At 41.0% G+C, this 17,253-nt stretch carries 14 protein-coding genes and 1 rRNA gene; 6 read left to right on the forward strand and 9 right to left on the reverse strand.

Features of this window, described 5'->3' with window-relative positions:
* On the reverse strand, positions 1 to 184 hold a 184-nt coding region (locus tag BUB77_RS30320), incomplete at its 3' end, for a hypothetical protein (RefSeq protein WP_207650874.1).
* A gap of 223 nt (positions 185 to 407) precedes the next feature.
* Here BUB77_RS30320 and BUB77_RS28470 point away from each other — a divergent pair.
* Complete coding sequence (locus BUB77_RS28470) at positions 408 to 1,583, forward strand: cation diffusion facilitator family transporter (protein ID WP_073280553.1); 1,176 nt, start codon at positions 408 to 410, stop codon at positions 1,581 to 1,583.
* A gap of 127 nt (positions 1,584 to 1,710) precedes the next feature.
* Positions 1,711 to 2,724 carry a CAP domain-containing protein gene (locus BUB77_RS28475; RefSeq protein WP_073280554.1) on the forward strand — a complete coding sequence of 338 codons (1,014 nt, stop codon included), beginning with the start codon at positions 1,711 to 1,713 and terminating at the stop codon, positions 2,722 to 2,724.
* 152 nt (positions 2,725 to 2,876) lie between these two features.
* Here BUB77_RS28475 and BUB77_RS28480 read toward each other — a convergent pair whose 3' ends face one another.
* Entirely contained in the window at positions 2,877 to 3,611 is a 735-nt protein-coding gene (locus BUB77_RS28480) for a 4Fe-4S binding protein (protein ID WP_073280555.1), read from the reverse strand.
* A gap of 200 nt (positions 3,612 to 3,811) precedes the next feature.
* On the opposite strand from BUB77_RS28480, the gene BUB77_RS28485 reads away from it, so the two are divergent.
* Entirely contained in the window at positions 3,812 to 4,768 is a 957-nt protein-coding gene (locus tag BUB77_RS28485) for a 2-hydroxyacid dehydrogenase (RefSeq protein ID WP_073280556.1), read from the forward strand.
* A 1-nt stretch (position 4,769) separates the two neighbouring features.
* Here the strand turns inward: BUB77_RS28485 and BUB77_RS28490 are convergent, their stop codons facing one another.
* From BUB77_RS28490 to BUB77_RS28500, 3 genes are all read right to left on the reverse strand, one after another.
* On the reverse strand, positions 4,770 to 6,998 hold the full coding sequence (locus BUB77_RS28490) for a methyl-accepting chemotaxis protein (RefSeq protein WP_073280557.1): 2,229 nt from the start codon (positions 6,996 to 6,998) through the stop codon (positions 4,770 to 4,772).
* Positions 6,999 to 7,151: 153 nt separating this feature from the next.
* Positions 7,152 to 8,045 (reverse strand): metallophosphoesterase, encoded by an 894-nt coding sequence (locus BUB77_RS28495; protein WP_073280558.1) that lies wholly within the window; start codon positions 8,043 to 8,045, stop codon positions 7,152 to 7,154.
* A gap of 32 nt (positions 8,046 to 8,077) precedes the next feature.
* The gene (locus BUB77_RS28500) at positions 8,078 to 9,097 is read right to left on the reverse strand and encodes a DUF4474 domain-containing protein (protein WP_084124837.1); all 1,020 of its coding nucleotides are present in this window, start codon (positions 9,095 to 9,097) and stop codon (positions 8,078 to 8,080) included.
* A 191-nt stretch (positions 9,098 to 9,288) separates the two neighbouring features.
* Between BUB77_RS28500 and nox the strand changes: the two genes are divergently transcribed.
* Positions 9,289 to 10,623 (forward strand): H2O-forming NADH oxidase, encoded by a 1,335-nt coding sequence (nox, locus tag BUB77_RS28505; RefSeq protein WP_073280559.1) that lies wholly within the window; start codon positions 9,289 to 9,291, stop codon positions 10,621 to 10,623.
* A gap of 98 nt (positions 10,624 to 10,721) precedes the next feature.
* Here the strand turns inward: nox and BUB77_RS30215 are convergent, their stop codons facing one another.
* Together BUB77_RS30215 and BUB77_RS28510 are read right to left on the reverse strand one after the other, a co-directional pair.
* Positions 10,722 to 10,883 carry a hypothetical protein gene (locus BUB77_RS30215; RefSeq protein WP_170866783.1) on the reverse strand — a complete coding sequence of 54 codons (162 nt, stop codon included), beginning with the start codon at positions 10,881 to 10,883 and terminating at the stop codon, positions 10,722 to 10,724.
* Positions 10,884 to 10,907: 24 nt separating this feature from the next.
* Positions 10,908 to 12,047 carry a sodium ion-translocating decarboxylase subunit beta gene (locus BUB77_RS28510; protein ID WP_073280560.1) on the reverse strand — a complete coding sequence of 380 codons (1,140 nt, stop codon included), beginning with the start codon at positions 12,045 to 12,047 and terminating at the stop codon, positions 10,908 to 10,910.
* Positions 12,048 to 12,553: 506 nt separating this feature from the next.
* On the opposite strand from BUB77_RS28510, the gene BUB77_RS28515 reads away from it, so the two are divergent.
* The gene (locus BUB77_RS28515; protein WP_073280561.1) at positions 12,554 to 14,035 is read left to right on the forward strand and encodes a TRM11 family SAM-dependent methyltransferase; all 1,482 of its coding nucleotides are present in this window, start codon (positions 12,554 to 12,556) and stop codon (positions 14,033 to 14,035) included.
* A gap of 209 nt (positions 14,036 to 14,244) precedes the next feature.
* Here the strand turns inward: BUB77_RS28515 and BUB77_RS28520 are convergent, their stop codons facing one another.
* Both BUB77_RS28520 and BUB77_RS28525 read right to left on the reverse strand, forming a co-directional pair.
* Positions 14,245 to 15,885: a M56 family metallopeptidase gene (locus BUB77_RS28520; protein WP_073280562.1), complete on the reverse strand. Its 1,641-nt coding sequence runs from the start codon at positions 15,883 to 15,885 to the stop codon at positions 14,245 to 14,247.
* Positions 15,886 to 15,894: 9 nt separating this feature from the next.
* Positions 15,895 to 16,263 (reverse strand): BlaI/MecI/CopY family transcriptional regulator, encoded by a 369-nt coding sequence (locus BUB77_RS28525; RefSeq protein WP_073280564.1) that lies wholly within the window; start codon positions 16,261 to 16,263, stop codon positions 15,895 to 15,897.
* Positions 16,264 to 17,190: 927 nt separating this feature from the next.
* Here BUB77_RS28525 and BUB77_RS28530 point away from each other — a divergent pair.
* A 16S ribosomal RNA gene (locus tag BUB77_RS28530) occupies positions 17,191 to 17,253 on the forward strand; the annotation flags it as partial.

Genomic DNA, 17,253 nt, shown 5'->3' on the forward strand with positions numbered 1-17,253 from the left:
GGCAGCAGCTGTTCCTAGGTAAAATTATACCACTGTCTGAGCTCACAGCTCCACACTGAAACAACCTTCCAGCGAGTTTGGTATAATTTAACCTGCCAGGAACAGCTGCTGGCATTTTAGTGGAATTCGGAACCCCGAACGAGAAAATCACGAAAGGTAAGCCAAAATCATCGTCCGTTCCCAATCCCCCCCCTTACTACAATCCTCACAAGATAAACACATGCTTTTTAGTTGCAGGAAAATGGCAGAATGGTGTATAATGGTAGGAATCAGCAAATTAAACAAAATGATAAAACTCAATAAAACCAGCAGTTCCAATAAACGAAAAATTTCCTCAGAAAAATTTTAGCTGCTAAGAATCACATCAACTATTATATTAACCATTACAGATATACAGGGAGGATGAAATGACAGAATTTCTGGTAAAAAAGTTTGTAAAAGATTATGATAACACCAATAATCCCAAAGTCCGCAGCTCATATGGAATGCTCTCAGGATTTGTAGGAGTAATCTGCAATATCCTGCTGTTTGCATTGAAATTAACCGGCGGATTTTTGATAAACAGTATATCTGTCACGGCGGATGCCTTTAACAATCTCTCCGATGCGGCCTCCTCCATCGTGACCTTAATTGGTACCAAATTTTCACAAAAGCCCGCAGATAAGGAGCACCCCTTCGGACATGGAAGATCAGAATATATTGCCGCTTTTATCGTTGCCTTTTTGGTCTTACAGGTAGGCTTTAGCTGCTTCAAGAACTCTTTCGCAAAGATTTTAAAGCCGGAGGCGGTGGTATTTAACATTGGTATTTTAATTCTTCTGATCCTTTCAGTATTGGTGAAGCTTTGGCTGGCACTATTTAACAGAGGAATGGGAAAAAAGATTAACTCCGGTGTATTAAAAGCTACCGGTACGGATGCTTTTGGAGATGTTTTGATTACCTCTGTTACAATTCTATCCATTGTAATCGGAAAAATAACGGGATTAAAAATTGACGGCTGGATGGGAGCAGTTGTATCCGCAGTCGTTGTAATCGCTGGCTTCAACATTGCCAAGGAGACCCTGGAGCCTCTTTTGGGCGAGGCAATTGATAAAGAGACCTATGAGAATATCACGAAAAAGGTAGAAAGCTATAAGGGAATATTGGGTTCCCATGACCTGATAGTCCATAATTACGGGCCTTCCCATATTATGGCTACTATTCATGTGGAGGTTGAGGCAAAGGAGAACCTGGAGGGAGTCCACGAAATCATTGATAAGATAGAAAGAGATATTTTAAGAGAAATGGGAATATTTCTTGTAATCCATGTGGACCCGGTGGACCTGGAGGATGAGGAGAACCTGTTAAGAAAGCAAAAGATTTTAGAAGTAATCGGGAAGCTTGAACCGAAGGCATCTGTTCATGATTTTCGTATTATAGAAGAAGATGGAAAAATCAAATTGATTTTTGATATGCTGATACCCTATTCCTACGGCGAAAAGCGAAGAGAAGAGCTGCTTTCCGATATGGACAAGGCATTAAAGGAATTGAATGAAAGATATGAACTTGTTGTTACGCTGGATAACAGCTTTATTGGTGAATAAAGGGGTACCCCCCTGAAGTCTGCTGGTATGAACTTCTTCCAGAATCTGTGTGTTGACCCCCCTATACCGTTATGGTAACCTTAATGAGCAACTTACTTGTGATGAACAATTAGGAGGGCAAAACTGTATGAAAAGATTTTTCATATCTTCAATTCTTGTAGCAACTCTGACAATAGCATCCGTTTTTACACCGGAGCTCACTATCAATAGTGCTGCAAATGGTACATCAGTATCAGCAGCAGTAGTTAACCCAATAAAAGCTAAAACGCCATCAGTAAAAGCAACAGAAAGAACAGCCACAACGGTTACATTAAAGGCCGGAAATGTGAGCAAGGCAAGCGGATATCAACTATACCGTGCAGCTTCTGCCAATGGAACCTATAAATATATCGGCAGTACTAAAAATGGCACCTATGTAGATAAAGGACTGGCTTCTGCGAAGAGCTATTATTATAAAGCTAGAGCCTATAAAACAGTAAGTGGCGTTAAGTATTACAGTAAATATTCATCAGCGGCAGTGGCAGCCCCTGCTTCTGGACAATCAGCGCAGAGTAAAGATTCCGGGACAACCAAAGTAGTATGGTCAAATGTAAGCGGAGTAAAGAATTCCGGTGGTACTAATTGTTATAAGGTATATTCCTATAAAGTTCCCATTACCGGGAATACGTCAGGAAATACAAATACGCCGACTCCGAAGCCTACGACAACTCCTGCACCTACAAAGACCCCGGCTCCTGCGGCAGGAAGTACAGATACCAACACCTATGACAGCAGTTTTGCAAGCCAGGTGCTTAAGATCGTAAATCAGGAACGTGCCAAGGCAGGTGTATCTGCGTTAACCATGTCCAATGAACTGGTTGCACCGGCTAATAAGCGTGCAAAGGAAATCAAGCAATCCTTCTCCCATACAAGACCTGATGGTACAGCATGGAGTACAGTTCTTTCTGAATTCAATGTCAGTGTAAGTGCAGCAGGTGAAAATATAGCCTATAATTATAATACACCTGAAGCGGTCATGGAGGCCTGGATGAATTCTCCCGGACATAGGGCAAACATATTAAATGCAAGCTTCCATCACATTGGCATCGGTGTATATAATGTAAATGGAACTGTATACTGCTCCCAGCTATTCTCTAATTAAGTAATTAAGTAAAAGAAGCACTGTTAACGAAAGTAAGTTTGCAAAGTTCAATCACAAAAGAGGATGAGAATGCTGCTATCCGGATTATCCAAGAAGCAGCGTCCTCATCCTTTTTTTATTTAAGCTTATAGTTTTATTGTATATATTATGAATTAATTAATTAGTGTTCCGTCGGTAGATACTGTGATTACCTGCCAGGGAATAATTTTTCCACTTGCCAGCATAGCAGCTTTTACTGCATTTACAATGCCGCCGCAGCAGGGTACGATCATACGCACCACCGTAATGCTTTTAATATCATTTTGTAAGAAAATCTGGGTGAGCTTTTCCGAATAGTCCACATCATCCAGTTTAGGGCAGCCAATAACCGTAATCCGGTTCTTCATAAATTCTTCATGGAAGTCTGCATAGGCATAAGCTGTGCAGTCTGCCGCTATCAGGAGGTCGGCTCCGTTAAAATAAGGGGCATTTACCGGTACCAGTTTAATCTGAACCGGCCACTGCATCAGTCTGGAAACACTTTCAGAGGCAGAAGAAGCCTTTGTATCGGTATCAGGAGCAACGGCAGCGGGAGCAGCAGGGCGAAGACTTCTTGCCTGGGAACCGGGACAGCCGGTAAAGGGCTTATCCGGCACCTTGCTCTCTTCTGCTTTTTTCTGCATTCTTAATACTTCCTCTTCGTTATACTCCAGAGCTTCCCTTTCTTCAAAGGTAATAGCTCCCGTAGGGCAAACGGGAAGGCAGTTGCCCAACCCGTCACAGTAATCATCCCGCAGGAGAACCGCTTTGTTATCAATTAAGCCAATGGCTCCTTCGTGACAGGCATTTACGCACAGGCCGCAGCCATTGCAGGCTTCTTTGTCTATCTTTATAATTTTTCGTATCATCTTATATCCTCCACTTGTTGAATCGGTTATATTGAAAAGTTGCAATATTAATTTAAATTTTGCTGATATAACCATTATACAGGCTTAGGAGAAAAAGTCTGTTGTTTTTACAACGTTTTTAAAAGTTTTTATACGATTTTCTATTGCATCATAATAGAGATAGTGCTACACTACTGGAAAAAAAGAAAAGGTAAAAGTAAATGAAAAATGCAGTATTCTTAAACGCATCAAAGGTTGACTTTGATAAACAATTAAATTTCGACGCATTAAAAAAAGAGGTTAACATCAGCCTTTATGATAAAACGGAGACAGGGGACATGCTGTCCAGGGTGAAAGGCCAGCAGATAGTAATAACCAAGGAAATCCCGGTGGGAAGGGAGCTCCTTGAGAAGTTTCCCTCCGGTGTAGAGCTGATATGTGAAGCAGGAACAGGTTATAATAATATAGATATAAAAGCAGCCAGAGAGAAGAATATCACTGTGTGCAATATTCCTTCCTACAGCTCCAATGCGGTTGCCCAGCTGGCCTTTTCCTTTATCCTGTCCTTCTGCTCCTCCCTTCCGGCCCAGCAGACCATGATCAGGGAAAAGAACTTTGATAATTTTACAAAACACCTTCAGGTAAAACATTTTGAAGTAAGCGGTAAGACCCTTGGCGTAATCGGTGCAGGAAAGATTGCAGGGGAAGTCATTAAAAAGGCAAGGGCTTTTGATATGAAGGTATTGGTATACAGCAGAACCAGGAAAGATTTTAAGGATGAGAATATCCGGTTTGTCTCCCTGGAAGAATTGTTAAGGAACAGTGATTTTGTAACAATACACTGTCCCTTAACAGAGGATACCAGACATTTAATTGATAAAGAGAAGCTTTCCTGGATGAAGCCCGCCTCTTATCTGATTAATACTTCAAGAGGGGCAATTATCAGGGAAGAGGACCTGGTAGAAGCTCTTACAGAGAAGGAAATAGCCGGAGCTGCCTTAGATGTAGTGGAAAGGGAACCGGCATCACCGGATAATCCTTTGTTTTCACTGGATAATTGCATAATGACACCCCATATCGGCTGGCAGTGCCTTGAAACAAGACAGCGGCTGGTGGATATGTTAACGGACAATATTCACGCATTCTTAGCCGGTAACCCCCAAAATACAGTGAATTAATTTACAGCTTAAAGGATTTAACGATTGTATCTAATTCGGTGGCATTATCCCTGTTGCCTTCGACCATCTTTCGCGTATCGGAGGTGAGGGTAACGATATCCGTATCTCTTGCGGCAACATCTCCGACACCGGCAGAAGAGTCTTCTACCATATTATTGATTTCAGTAATAGAGGTACTGATATTTTTGAGCTCCCCTTTCAGCAGGTCGATGCCGCCGTGTATTGCCTCCAGGGATTGGTTGATGTCATGGGCATTTTCACCGTACTCACTGCTGGTCTCAAGAAAAGAATCATAATCTGCCAGAATATTTGTTTCCCAGAAGGAAAGGGAACGGTTAAGGCTTTCTGTTAATGCCCTTACTGCGGTATTTACTTCTGCGGTAATGGCATTAATGTTCTTAACGGTACCTGCCGATTGCTCAGCCAGTGAGCCGATTTCATTAGCGACCACGGAAAAGCCCCTTCCTGCTTCACCTGCTCTGGCGGCTTCAATGGAAGCGTTCAGGGCCAGGAGGGTGGTCTGGTCAGCAATTTCCTTTATGACATTGGTTAAGGTGTTGATCTTATTGACTGTCTCAGCCTGGCTGATTGCTGAGGCGGTATCGGATTGAAACTGTTCATACATTTCTTTTATCCGGATAGCGGCACTCTCCGTCGTGGTCTTAAGCTGCCCTGCACGGTCTATTAAATGGCCGGATTTACGGATACCTTCCGTGGCTTTTGAATAAATGGACTGGGAGTGGTTTTCTATATTCGTGATATTATTACAGATTAGTGCGGTGGTAGCAGCGGTTTCCTCCATGCTGGCGGAAAGCTCTTCGGCAGTAGCACTGTTATCGGAAGCATAGTCATTTACGGATTTTGTTATGCCATTTAAGCTGTCGGCAGTTTGTAGCATATTGTCGGAGGCTTGTCCGATTTTTTGTATCATGCCTTTGAGGTTTTCACACATGGTTTTGATAGCTCTGCCCATTTCACCGGTTTCATCGTCGTTTTTAAGTACTGACTGGAAGGAGGAAGCCTCTGTAAAATCCAGCATGGCGGTTCTGTTAATATAATCCGTAAGCTTTCTGATCGGTTTTGTGATACTGCCTGCAAACAGGTAAGCAAGGAGGCTTAAGAGAATGGTCAGGATCAGGGTAATAGCCATGGAATTATAGGTGGCTTTATTAAGAGGTGCCATTATTTCAGACTTATCCACGGCAAGTACTAAAATCCAGTTATTGCTTTTAAGGGTGCTGTAGGAAGCAAAGGTGGTCTTGCCATCATAGGTATAAGTCAGGGTAGTAGCTTTGGGTGTGCTGCCGGCTTTCATTTCTTCAGTCAGTTTGTTGATAGAATCTATGTTTAAATTGGTACCGATTACTTCGGACTTTGGGTAGTATATGGCATTTCCGCTGGTATCAAGCAGATAGGCATAGGCGCTGTCCATCCCTGACAGGGAGATATCGGACAGCAGAGTGCTGAATTCAGATACCTTAATGGTTACGGTAATGACACCGATAATTTCGGCATCGGATGGATTGGCAGCGGCAGATGAATTATCAGAAGAGGAGCCGGCTGCATTGCTGCCGGTATTGGAATCTGCAGTATCCGTGCCCTTTGTGGTATCCGCCGGTGCGGTTCCCATAGAATCCTGCATGGGACCTAAACCGCCGTCCATACCCTGTCCCATTTCAATATTACGAAAAGGAATAGCGAAGGTAATACAGGGATTACTGCTGGTATCGGAAATAAACACATCGCTCTGGGCGCTTGTACTATTTTTCAGGGCCGTTTTAAAGTAACTCTGGTCAGAGATATTCTGGCCCTTTAAGGAATCCTTGGAGCTATAGAGTATAGTGCCGTCTGTACTGACAAGGCTTATATCTTCCCTGTTTTCATCCATATTTAAAAACATTGAAATATAATTGTCTATGCTGCTGGTATCTGTCTTAGCAGATGCATCGGTGGATTGCAGCAATGCCTTTATTTCCTGTGACTGCATCAGAAACTGGGCGGAGTTGCTGATATTAGAAACAGCATCATTTACATTTTTGCTGTAGGAGTCCGCCAGGTTTTTCATAGTTGCCTGGGTATTGCTTGTAATAGTGCTTTTAGAGACCCTGTTTATGACGGTGAAATTTACCACGGATGCAACAATGATAAATGTCGCGCACAGCAGGGATATTTTAAATTTAATTGACAGGGAATGGCGCTTTCTCTTATCTAATGTACTTCTTAAATTCATTCTGTCACCTCTTTTAATACCTTTCCATCAATTTGATTTTCATGAAGATAATACCAAAAGAGTTTGTATCAAATATGTTTAAGTTGTTAAAAATGAGTGAAATGCCTGCTTGGGACTGCTGAAATCAATGCTTTTGGCAGCAGTCCCAATTAATCAGGCAGAAAAAAAATCCATTAGCGGCACGGGTCCCTCAAGGGGTATTCTTTCAACATAAAGTGTCCGGTCCGGTCTTGTTTGTACAGACCATTTGACCAGTGTAATGGATCCATTATCAATTTCAATGGTGGTAATGCATCTTGGGTGGACACAGCTGCCGTCATTAAAATACAGGGGCTCACCAACAGCCGGAAAAACAGGGCGGTGGGTGTGGCCCGCAATGAGCATCTGATGATTCTTTTTTGTCCATTCAATCAGGTATTTCTCTACTTTCTCCTTTTTCTTATAGTTTTTGGAGGCACTGGTGGGGTCCCTTACGCCAATAAGCTCAAAGGGCCGCCACAGGTATCTTACAAGAAATCTGGAAAGACGCCACAGGGTATTATTAAAGAAATCAGCCTGATGCCCATGAACCAGTAATATCTTATGATCGGTATTCTTGATACGAAGCACCAAAGCCTCCCTGACACGGATATCGGGAAGCAGCGGTATTGTCTTTTTATAGGTCTCATTGAAGTACGTTGTAAAATGCTCCTTTACATAGGCGGGATTGCGCTTTACAATATCATGGTTACCGTAGAGCATATAAAAACGTTTACTCTCGTAGAAGTTTGACATCATCCAGAAAGCATAGCTGTGGGTTGCGATAATGTCCTCCTCCGTCCGGTTTTCCCATAATTCATCCCCGTCACCCAATTCGATATAAATGTAGTTATTTTCATAGTAATAATTCAGGGCAGCAAAATAAAGGTTCTGGTTATTGAATAGATTGTCACCCCAGTTGCCTACTCCCCTGTGGCAGTCACTGATCAGGACTATCTTGGTATCTTTATTTATAAGGATTTCCTCTGCATTCTGATAGGCTTTGTTAAGCTTTTTCTCTACAGACATGGAACACCTCCCCTCTCTGACACTTTAATTTATTATTTTTGCTTCGTCAAGTCCATTGCAGCGGCCTTGCTCTCCATGTTATATTTATTAAGCATGTCAGAATTCTTAAAGATTTCCTGTGAACAGCGTATATTAAGGATTTTATTGTACATTTTGGGAGCTTCATTTTTAACATAAACAAACTTATCCAGCGGGTCCCCGATTAATTTCGTTGCTTCATTATATGCGAAACAATTTCGTTTATTATTGGTTTGCATCATAAATTCCAGAATGGGAGTACGGGTAAAGGGCTGTTTGTTTCTTGGCTTATCATAGACAAAGCCTACCGTAGTGCCTCTGTAAGCAATTTCACTGTTTTTATAACCGGCCCGGGTAAGCCCGCCAATGAAAGCATCCCTCATCTCAGTGTCTTTTAAGGTTATCTGCGCATGCATGGTAAGCTCCTCCGGCTCAGAAAATTCACCTAAGCGGAAGCCTGTAAGCCACCAGTGAAGATCTCTCCGGTAAAAAAGTACCTTATCCTTTTTAATAAGAGTGAAAGCTAAAGGCATCCTTTCTTCATCCGATGCTGTTTCATAAAAGGTGCCATTAAACAAGCCCGGGATATCGATAAACGGAATTTCGGTATTATATATGCCAATTTCACACCCTGTTGTCATTCCGTACTGGCCCTTCCAGAATTCAATCAGCCATTTCTTCCCGGCATAGTCAAAATAAATGGGTTCACAGTCTATAATCATACTAAAAGCCGCACAGCCTTCATCGTATAGCCTGCAATAGCCGCACTCACGCTGCCAGCAATCCATCAGGGAATAAAACATGTTCTGAGGACGGAAATAGGCAAAGCCAAAGGGCTTTAAATCCTTGTTAATATCAATAAATTTTGTCGACTGTGCATCAGCGATTGGAAGCATTACTTCCTCTTCTGCATTAAAATCCATTGCCTTGACCGATGGAAGGTACAGGTCCGTATTCTCTGACATCATCCAGGATTTTTTTCTGGCTCTCTTTATAGCAATTTTCTGTTTCAAAAATTGGAAAAGTTTTATCATAAAAAATACTCCTTTCGTTTTAAATAGAAGAAAGATGCATAGAATAAAGAATATGCCATATTATCATATTCTCATAGAAAGCTATATGTTAATATTTTTATAATAGTAATAATAACTAGTTGCAAATTTAACAATGTAGGATTATAATGTGTCTAGAGGAAGATACCAAAATTTGATAGGAGGCTGGTTATATGAGTAAAATAGTAGTAATAGGTGCAAATCATGCCGGAACGGCTGCGTTAAATACCATATTAGATAATTACAAAGGAAATGAGGTCGTAGCTTTTGACTCCAATTCCAACATCAGTTTTTTAGGCTGCGGAATGGCACTATGGATTGGCAAGCAGATAAGCGGCCCGGAAGGTTTATTTTATTCCAATAAGGAAAAGCTGGAGGGCAAAGGTGCCAGAATATACATGGAGACACCGGTGGAAGATATCGATTATGAGAAAAAAGTGGTACATGCCAGAGGAAAGGACGGGAAAGAGTACCATGAGAGCTTTGACAAGCTTATCCTGGCTACCGGTTCTGTTCCGATTGTACCTAAAATAGAAGGAATAGACTTAAAGAATGTACAGCTTGTTAAACTGTATCAGAATGCGGAAGAAGTAATTGAGAAGCTGAAGGATGAGTCCATTAAGGATGTGGTAGTGGTAGGAGCCGGCTATATTGGTGTGGAATTAGCGGAAGCCTTTGTACGCTGCGGGAAAGAGGTTACCATAATCGATTGTGTTGAGACCTGTCTTTCGGGCTATTATGACAAAGATTTCACAGACATCATGAGAGATAACCTCAAAGCTCATGGAGTGAAGCTGGCCTTTGGAGAAACCGTGCAGAAAATGGAAGGCAGCGGCAGGGTTGAGAAGGTAATAACAGATAAAGGGGAACACAAGGCTGACATGGTCATTATGGCCATTGGTTTCCGGCCGAACACAGCCCTTGGCGGCAATCACCTGGAATTGTTCCGAAATGGGGCATTCCTGGTAGACAAGTATCAGGAGACCAGTGTAAAGGGCGTATATGCCATTGGTGACTGTGCAACTGTTTATGATAATTCCGTACAGGAGGTAAATTATATTGCCTTAGCTTCCAATGCAGTCAGATCAGGTATCGTGGCCGCTCACAACAGCTGCGGAAAGGATCTGGAATCGGTAGGTGTCCAGGGCTCAAACGGTATCAGTATCTGGGGAGTCAACATGCTTTCAACGGGACTTACTCTTACAAAGGCTGCAAAGCTGGGAATCCAGGCAGCAGCAGTAGATTATGAGGATTTACAAAAACCCGCCTTTATAGAGAAAAACAATCAGAAAGTAAAGATAAGAATTGTATATGACAAGGAATCCAGAGTGGTATTGGGAGCCCAGATGACTTCGGAATACGATATATCCATGGGACTTCATATGTTCTCCCTGGCAATTCAGGAAAAAGTGACCATCGATAAATTAAAGCTGGTAGACCTTTTCTTCCTGCCGCATTTCAACCAGCCCTACAGCTATATTGCACTGGCGGCACAGAAAGCAGAATAAATATAAAAAGAAGCCCCCTGTCTTTTAATTATTTCCGCATTTACGGCGGGCAGTTTAAGAACTGCAGTTAATTAACAGATAGGGAGCTTTTATTTTTATTATTCTGCCTTTTTGGGATGTCTGCGTTCAGACCAGGCGGTTATTTTTTTCTCAGCCCACTGGAATATCATTATGAGCAGTGTAATAATAATAATCACGCAGAAAATACTAAACATACCCTTCCACATAATATCAAGTGATAATATAAAATTATGTTCCATAGAGAACTCCTTTCGCCTCAGCGTTTATTTTAAGATAGTGGTCAGAAGGTTTAATATAATACCTCCGGCTAATACGGAAGCTATCTGACCGGACACATTGGCACCGATAGCATGCATTAACAGGTGATTAGTAGGGTCTTCTTTCAGGGCGAGCTTTTGTACAACACGGGCTGACATAGGGAAAGCAGAGATTCCGGCAGCACCGATCATAGGATTGATTTTATTCTTGCGGAACAGGTTAATGAACTTGGCAAACAGTACACCGCCTACGGTATCAAATACAAAGGCAATCAGACCAAGAACCAGGATTAAAAGTGTCTGCCAGGTTACAAAGACATCTGCTCTCATACTAAAGGAAATGGTGATACCGAGTAAAAGAGTAACCAGGTTAGCCAGGATATTCTGAGCGGCATCGGAAAGGGATGTTAATACCCCGCATTCTCTTAAGAGATTACCAAACATCAGGAAGCCAACCAAAGAAACAGACTGGGGAGCTACAAAACCTGCGATAATTGTTACGGCAATAGGGAATATGATCTTTAATCTCTTGGATACGGATACCGGATTATAGGGCATTCTGATAAGACGCTCTTTTTTGGTGGTAACCATTTTAATGGCAACGGGCTGTACCAGCGGAACAAGTGCCATATACGAGTAGGCCGCGACAGCAATAGGACCAATATAATTGGATTTTAATATTTGTGATACCAGAATAGAAGTAGGACCGTCAGCCGCACCGATAATACCGATGGATGCCGCATCTGAAATGGAAAATCCCAGCAGGACCGCTACCGAAATAGTAAAGAAGATACCAAATTGGGCAGCCGCACCGAATAAAAGCATGATGGGATTAGATAAAAGAGGACCGAAGTCAATCATGGCACCGATACCTATAAATAACAGTAAAGGAAGGGCCTCTGAGGCTTCAATACCTGATTCAAAGAGCCACTGGATGATACCGTGTGTATTTCCGATACCGGGAAGCACCTGATCAATAACCCCGGATAAAGGAAGGTTAACTAAGATTGCACCAAATCCCATTGGAAGAAGCAGGGAAGGTTCATAACCTTTTGCAATAGCAAGATAAATTAATAGGATGCCCACACAATACATGATCAATTGGGGGACAGTAACAGAGGTAATACCCGATAGTAAAAAATCCATTGTAAATCTCCCTTCGTACTTGTACAACTTTTGATTAATTGGGTTTTGCCATTCGTATTATAACACAGCTTTAACACTTACATAAATAAAGCCTGTACCCTAAAAGGGACACAGGTCTTGTCGATTCATATAAAACCAGAGCGTCTATGTCCAAGCTAATTAACTGCACATTCATAAAATAATGTAAATTATTTGAATATGCCGACTACTCCCCTATATCTAATTACCTCTAACAGTAGCATAAAAGTAGTGGGAAGTCAATAAAAAACCACATTTTTCAACATAGTAAACCGGTCCTTTTTATCTGTATTTGTGGCTTTATACATTGTAAAAGAAGGGCAGACTTATAGTGGACGGTGACATTTGGATTATTGTCTGATATAATGTGGGAAACCGGGTCTGGTTTGGGACGGTCCGTAAGCAGAGGAGCAAGTTTGAAAGTCCCTTTCAAACTACTTATTAAAGCAGTAACGCAGACATGTCTGCGTTATGCAGGAGGTATAATTATGATACGTGATACTTTTGATAGAATAAAAGAAAAGGAAAATGTCAGGGAGAATCTGATACAATTAAAGGCTGAATTAAAGGCAGACCACGGGAGGGAAGCACTGCTCTATTATATAGGGTCGGATTATAGCGTATTATTGGAATTACTGGAGCAGGAAGAGCCAAAGGTCAGAAAAAATACGGCATTGATACTGGGGGAGCTGGGGATTCAGGAAACGCTTCCGAAGCTATATTCTGCTTATGAAAAGGAAGAGCAGATGTTTGTCCGAAGCTCTTACCTTTCTGCTATAAAGAATTTTGATTATACCGCTTATGTGGAAAGCTTAGAAGAAAAATACAGGGAATTAAGCAGTGCTGTCTTAACGGATGATAATAAAAAGCATGTGGAAGAGGAGTTAAGGCTTCTCTCCCAGCTGGTACGTAAGGTAAAAGGGACAGGGAAACATGTCTTTACAGGATACAAGGAGCCCTCTTCCCTGATTCTTCTTACGAACCGGAATTATATCGAGGCTACCCTGGAGCAGCTGAACACAATGAAAGCCAGAGAATTTAATGCGGGAGTTATGGTGGAATGTGATGATCTTGGAAAAGTACTTCCGGTAAGAACTTATACGGAGCTTTTGTTTATGCTAAAGGACGTAAAGACCATTGACAAGGATATTGCTTCAGGAGCCAGGGCGCTGGCAGAAAGCAGTCTCCTCGACTTTCTGAAAAAAAGACATGAAGGAAATCCTCCCTTCTATTTCCGACTGGAACTGAAGGCAAAAATGGAGCTGGATAAAAGGAGCAGTTACACCAGAAAATTTGCAGCAGAATTGGAGCGGCTGACCGGCAGGCAGCTTCTTAACAGCACTTCTGACTATGAGTGGGAGCTCAGGCTCATAGAAAACAAAGAAGGCAGGTTTAATGTACTGATAAAACTCACTACATTAGAGGATAAAAGGTTTCATTACCGTAAAAAAGTCATAGCAGCCAGTATTCAGCCCACCATGGCAGCTCTTATTGCGGTTCTTGCAAAGGACTATCTGAAGGAAGGTGCCCAGGTGCTGGATCCTTTCTGCGGAGTGGGAACCATGTTAATTGAAAGAAACCAGGCAGTAAAAGCAGGAACCATGTACGGGCTTGATATTTATGGAGAGGCTATAGAGAGAGCAAAGGAGAATACGGCTGTCAGCGGTGATACGGTATATTATATTAACCGGGATTTCTTTGACTTTAAACATGACTATCTCTTTGACGAAATCATTACCAATATGCCCAGAGCCATGGGGCATAAAGAGGACAGTGAAATACGTGAACTCTACCGGAGGTTTTTCAGAAAGGCAGGGGAGCATATGAACGAAGGCGGAGTAATCATTTTGTATTCCCATAACAGAGAGTATGTTCATAAATTTTATGACCGAAATGCTTATAAATTAGCAGAAGAGTTCGAAATCTCCAAAAAGGAAGGCACCTATCTGTTCGTTTTAAAGGCTGTCTGACCAATGAAAGCCGCTTTGCTGCATTTTATATCCCAGGTATATATAGCGAAAGTTGAGGTTAACTTAAGATACTCGAATAATATATGATTTTAAGAAAGAGCTGCTGAAAAACCGGACAGTAAGGTTTTTCAGCAGCTCTTTTTACTTGATTTTATAATTCTAGTAAGGAATCAGATAGTGAATGCTTAGCTTCCATCAAATATTCTTAATTAAAAGTCCTTGCTTAAAAGATAAACAGCAACGGTTACTTTTGTTTTGGTATCATAGTTTACAGAAATAAAACCTTTCTGGTATTTAAAATGCATATCCCCGTTTTTATCGCTGACAGGTTCTCCTAAGGCATTCTTAAAGCTGTCTATTTTGTCACCAATAATTGCACCGTTAAAGTCAATATCGGTTCTATCGGTAAATATCTGGCTGACAGTGGAAGCGTCGTTGGCAGTATCTAACCATACGCGAAGTCCATTATTTTTAAATTCCAGTCCGCCTTCATCAATGGTGGCAGGTTCTTCCTTCAGGTTCTTTATCAAATCCTCTTTGCTGGAACCAAGCATATCAAAATACTGCTGAAAGCTGACTGCTTCACTGATTGGGGTGGCAGTTGCATCTGGAGCAGCCTCGCCATTTTTCTTATTATCTGCAGCGTCTGGAGTTTTTGTATCCTGGTCTTTAGCATCCTGATTTTTTGTATCCTGGTCCTTTGTACCCTGACTGTTATTTGTATTGTTTCCTGCCGTACTGTTTCCATTTGTACTATTTCCTGCAGATTTGTTCGTATTATTTGCTGCTGTATTTTTATTGGAGCCAGTCAGACTTGCGCAGCCTGTTAAAAGGGCTAAACAAAGCAGAGTAAGGACCGCCCATTTGACGGAAGTTTTTTTGTATTTTGTAATCATAATTATTCTCCTTTTATTTTGTTTACTTGCAAAACCCGCGGTACCGGGAACCAGATGGATTTCGTTCATTTTTTTCATAATGCTCAATATGGTTAAGCCATATTTTTTATATTCCTCTTCTATCAGAACCCGGAGTACGGAAGCATCGCAGGAAATCTCACAATCCTGTTTCATCTTATGCATGGAATACCATATGATCGGATTGAACCAGTAAAGCCCCTGAAGGAATATCCCTATCAGATTCATAGCCAAATCCTTTCTTTTTATATGGGCCAATTCATGCAGCAGGATAAAATTCAGCTCTTCCTCTGACAGATGTTGAAGCATTTCTCTGGGAATGAGAATTCTTGGACGCAGGATGCCCCAAACCATAGGTGATGTTAGCCGGTCATTATAGATAACAGTAACCTTCCGGGTGATATGGAGCCTTTCCTTGCAGTGGTTCAAGGCATTTATAACTTCCCTGTCGCTGCAGGGAATGCACTTATTCAATTTAATCAAAAATGCAGTGTTAACCAATATAATATAGAGATAGATAGTAATAGTTCCGGCCAGCCACAGAGAGGCTATGGTATTAATATTAAAACTACTGTGCTTTGGGCTGTTTGTCTGAAGGCTGTTACCGGCGGTTAAACCGGGGGCTCCGGCAGGGGTACCGGTATTGTTATGAGGCAAAGCCGTGTCAGCCTTTCCAGCCGGTGATATATGCTGTTGCTGCTGGCTTACAGTCTTTTCATAGGCAGGCATGAAGTGAAAGAGGCTGTAAGGACTTTCTATGGTAAAAGGTATTAAAAGTCTGAAAATCAATAAAAGCCAAATATAATATTGAAGCCCGGCACTGAGCTTATCCTTTAGTATTCCTTTTAACAGAAGAATTCCAATTGCCGGGATACTTCCCATTAAAGACAGTAAAAAAACATGTTCAAATAGGTTTGTAATAGGAATAAAGATCACCCGCCTTCCTTATTTCAGCTTTTCATCCAGTAGTTTTTTCAGTTCTTCCATTTCCGTTGCTGACATCTTTTCGTCATGGATGAAATTTGCTACCAGATTGTATATGGAGCCTTCGTATATTTTCTGAACGAACGAACCGGTTTCCTCCTGAACGCATTCTTCCTTGGTTACAAGGGGAAAGAATTTATGCTGTCCGGAATTCTTATCAACACCAAGAGCACCTTTCTTAACCAGTCGGGCAATCAGGGAGTGAACGGTTTTTGGGCTCCAGTTGGTTTCCATACTTAAAGCATCTATTATCTTTGTGGTCGTTTGAGGGGATTCTTTCCACAACTCCTTCATAATCAACCACTCTGCATCGGATATTCTACAATTCATATCCTTCAAACTAAAACCTCCTTCCTACATATGTAGTCTATCAACAGATTACACTTGTAGGAAGCTTTTGTCAAGTAAAATATGAAATAATTTCATAGGATTACAAAATAAGGGAGTGGCCAGGGGTATATAAATCCGTTTTAATGTTTGGCTGCATTTAAGTCCAGATGGGTATAATTAAGGGAGTAATCTTATTTCATTTAATTAATTTGGAAAAATTACTGAAAACGGTTGACATTTATAAGAAGGGGTGTTATCCTATGTATCTGCGTTACGGACATAACGCAAAATAATCAGAAAATAATGTAAATTATTTATGGTTGACACACAATAACAAATGTGTTAGTATAAATAGGCTCTCTTGAAAAAGAGACAAGACAACAGATTTATTTTTACTAAGTAATATGGTTAATGCTATTTTGAGTTTTGATGTAAATTATATTAAATCGAAAAACAAATTTGATAATTATTTACATGCTACATACAAAATCAAAAATTAACTGATAAAAAAACTTTAAAAAAACTGTTGACAAACAACTTGCTCTGTGTTATAGTAATAAAGCACCGACGAGCTGAAGAAAATGAAAACAAAGTAAGCAGGCAAAACTGCTGAAAAGTCCATTGAATGAAGTTTGAAGAGCAGAAAATGAACCTTGATAACTGAACAGTGAAACAACCCTGAAATTTTCTTTAAAATTTCATTTAAGGATTTAAGAAATCATGACTTTGTTCCTATTACATAAGAACGAAAATTGACAGTAAGAAATCTTTAATAAAAGAACAGTATCAGAAATGATACAACCTTAAAACAGTAAAAGTATGTGGGCAACACCACAGACTACGGAAATTAACTTGTTGAAGTTTTGATTTATTCATAAATTATAAGCTTCTAAATAGCCAATGTTAATTCTGAAAATGATTAAACTTTAATTTGAGAGTTTGATCCTGGCTCAGGATGAACGCTGGCGGCGTGCTTAACACATGCAAGTC

This window comes from Anaerocolumna jejuensis DSM 15929, from assembly GCF_900142215.1.
Lineage (GTDB): Bacteria > Bacillota > Clostridia > Lachnospirales > Lachnospiraceae > Anaerocolumna > Anaerocolumna jejuensis.

What these genes read in the sequence shown, in the direction of transcription:
- BUB77_RS28515 (WP_073280561.1), top strand. Translation starts at nt 12,554, where the DNA reads ATGATACGTGATACTTTTGATAGAATAAAAGAAAAGGAAAATGTCAGG.
- nox (WP_073280559.1), top strand. Translation starts at nt 9,289, where the DNA reads ATGAGTAAAATAGTAGTAATAGGTGCAAATCATGCCGGAACGGCTGCG.
- BUB77_RS28495 (WP_073280558.1), bottom strand. Translation starts at nt 8,045, where the DNA reads ATGTCTGTAGAGAAAAAGCTTAACAAAGCCTATCAGAATGCAGAGGAA.
- BUB77_RS28525 (WP_073280564.1), bottom strand. Translation starts at nt 16,263, where the DNA reads ATGAATTGTAGAATATCCGATGCAGAGTGGTTGATTATGAAGGAGTTG.
- BUB77_RS28480 (WP_073280555.1), bottom strand. Translation starts at nt 3,611, where the DNA reads ATGATACGAAAAATTATAAAGATAGACAAAGAAGCCTGCAATGGCTGC.
- BUB77_RS28500 (WP_084124837.1), bottom strand. Translation starts at nt 9,097, where the DNA reads ATGATAAAACTTTTCCAATTTTTGAAACAGAAAATTGCTATAAAGAGA.
- BUB77_RS28470 (WP_073280553.1), top strand. Translation starts at nt 408, where the DNA reads ATGACAGAATTTCTGGTAAAAAAGTTTGTAAAAGATTATGATAACACC.
- BUB77_RS30215 (WP_170866783.1), bottom strand. Translation starts at nt 10,883, where the DNA reads ATGGAACATAATTTTATATTATCACTTGATATTATGTGGAAGGGTATG.
- BUB77_RS28490 (WP_073280557.1), bottom strand. Translation starts at nt 6,998, where the DNA reads ATGAATTTAAGAAGTACATTAGATAAGAGAAAGCGCCATTCCCTGTCA.
- BUB77_RS28475 (WP_073280554.1), top strand. Translation starts at nt 1,711, where the DNA reads ATGAAAAGATTTTTCATATCTTCAATTCTTGTAGCAACTCTGACAATA.
- BUB77_RS28485 (WP_073280556.1), top strand. Translation starts at nt 3,812, where the DNA reads ATGAAAAATGCAGTATTCTTAAACGCATCAAAGGTTGACTTTGATAAA.
- BUB77_RS28510 (WP_073280560.1), bottom strand. Translation starts at nt 12,047, where the DNA reads ATGGATTTTTTACTATCGGGTATTACCTCTGTTACTGTCCCCCAATTG.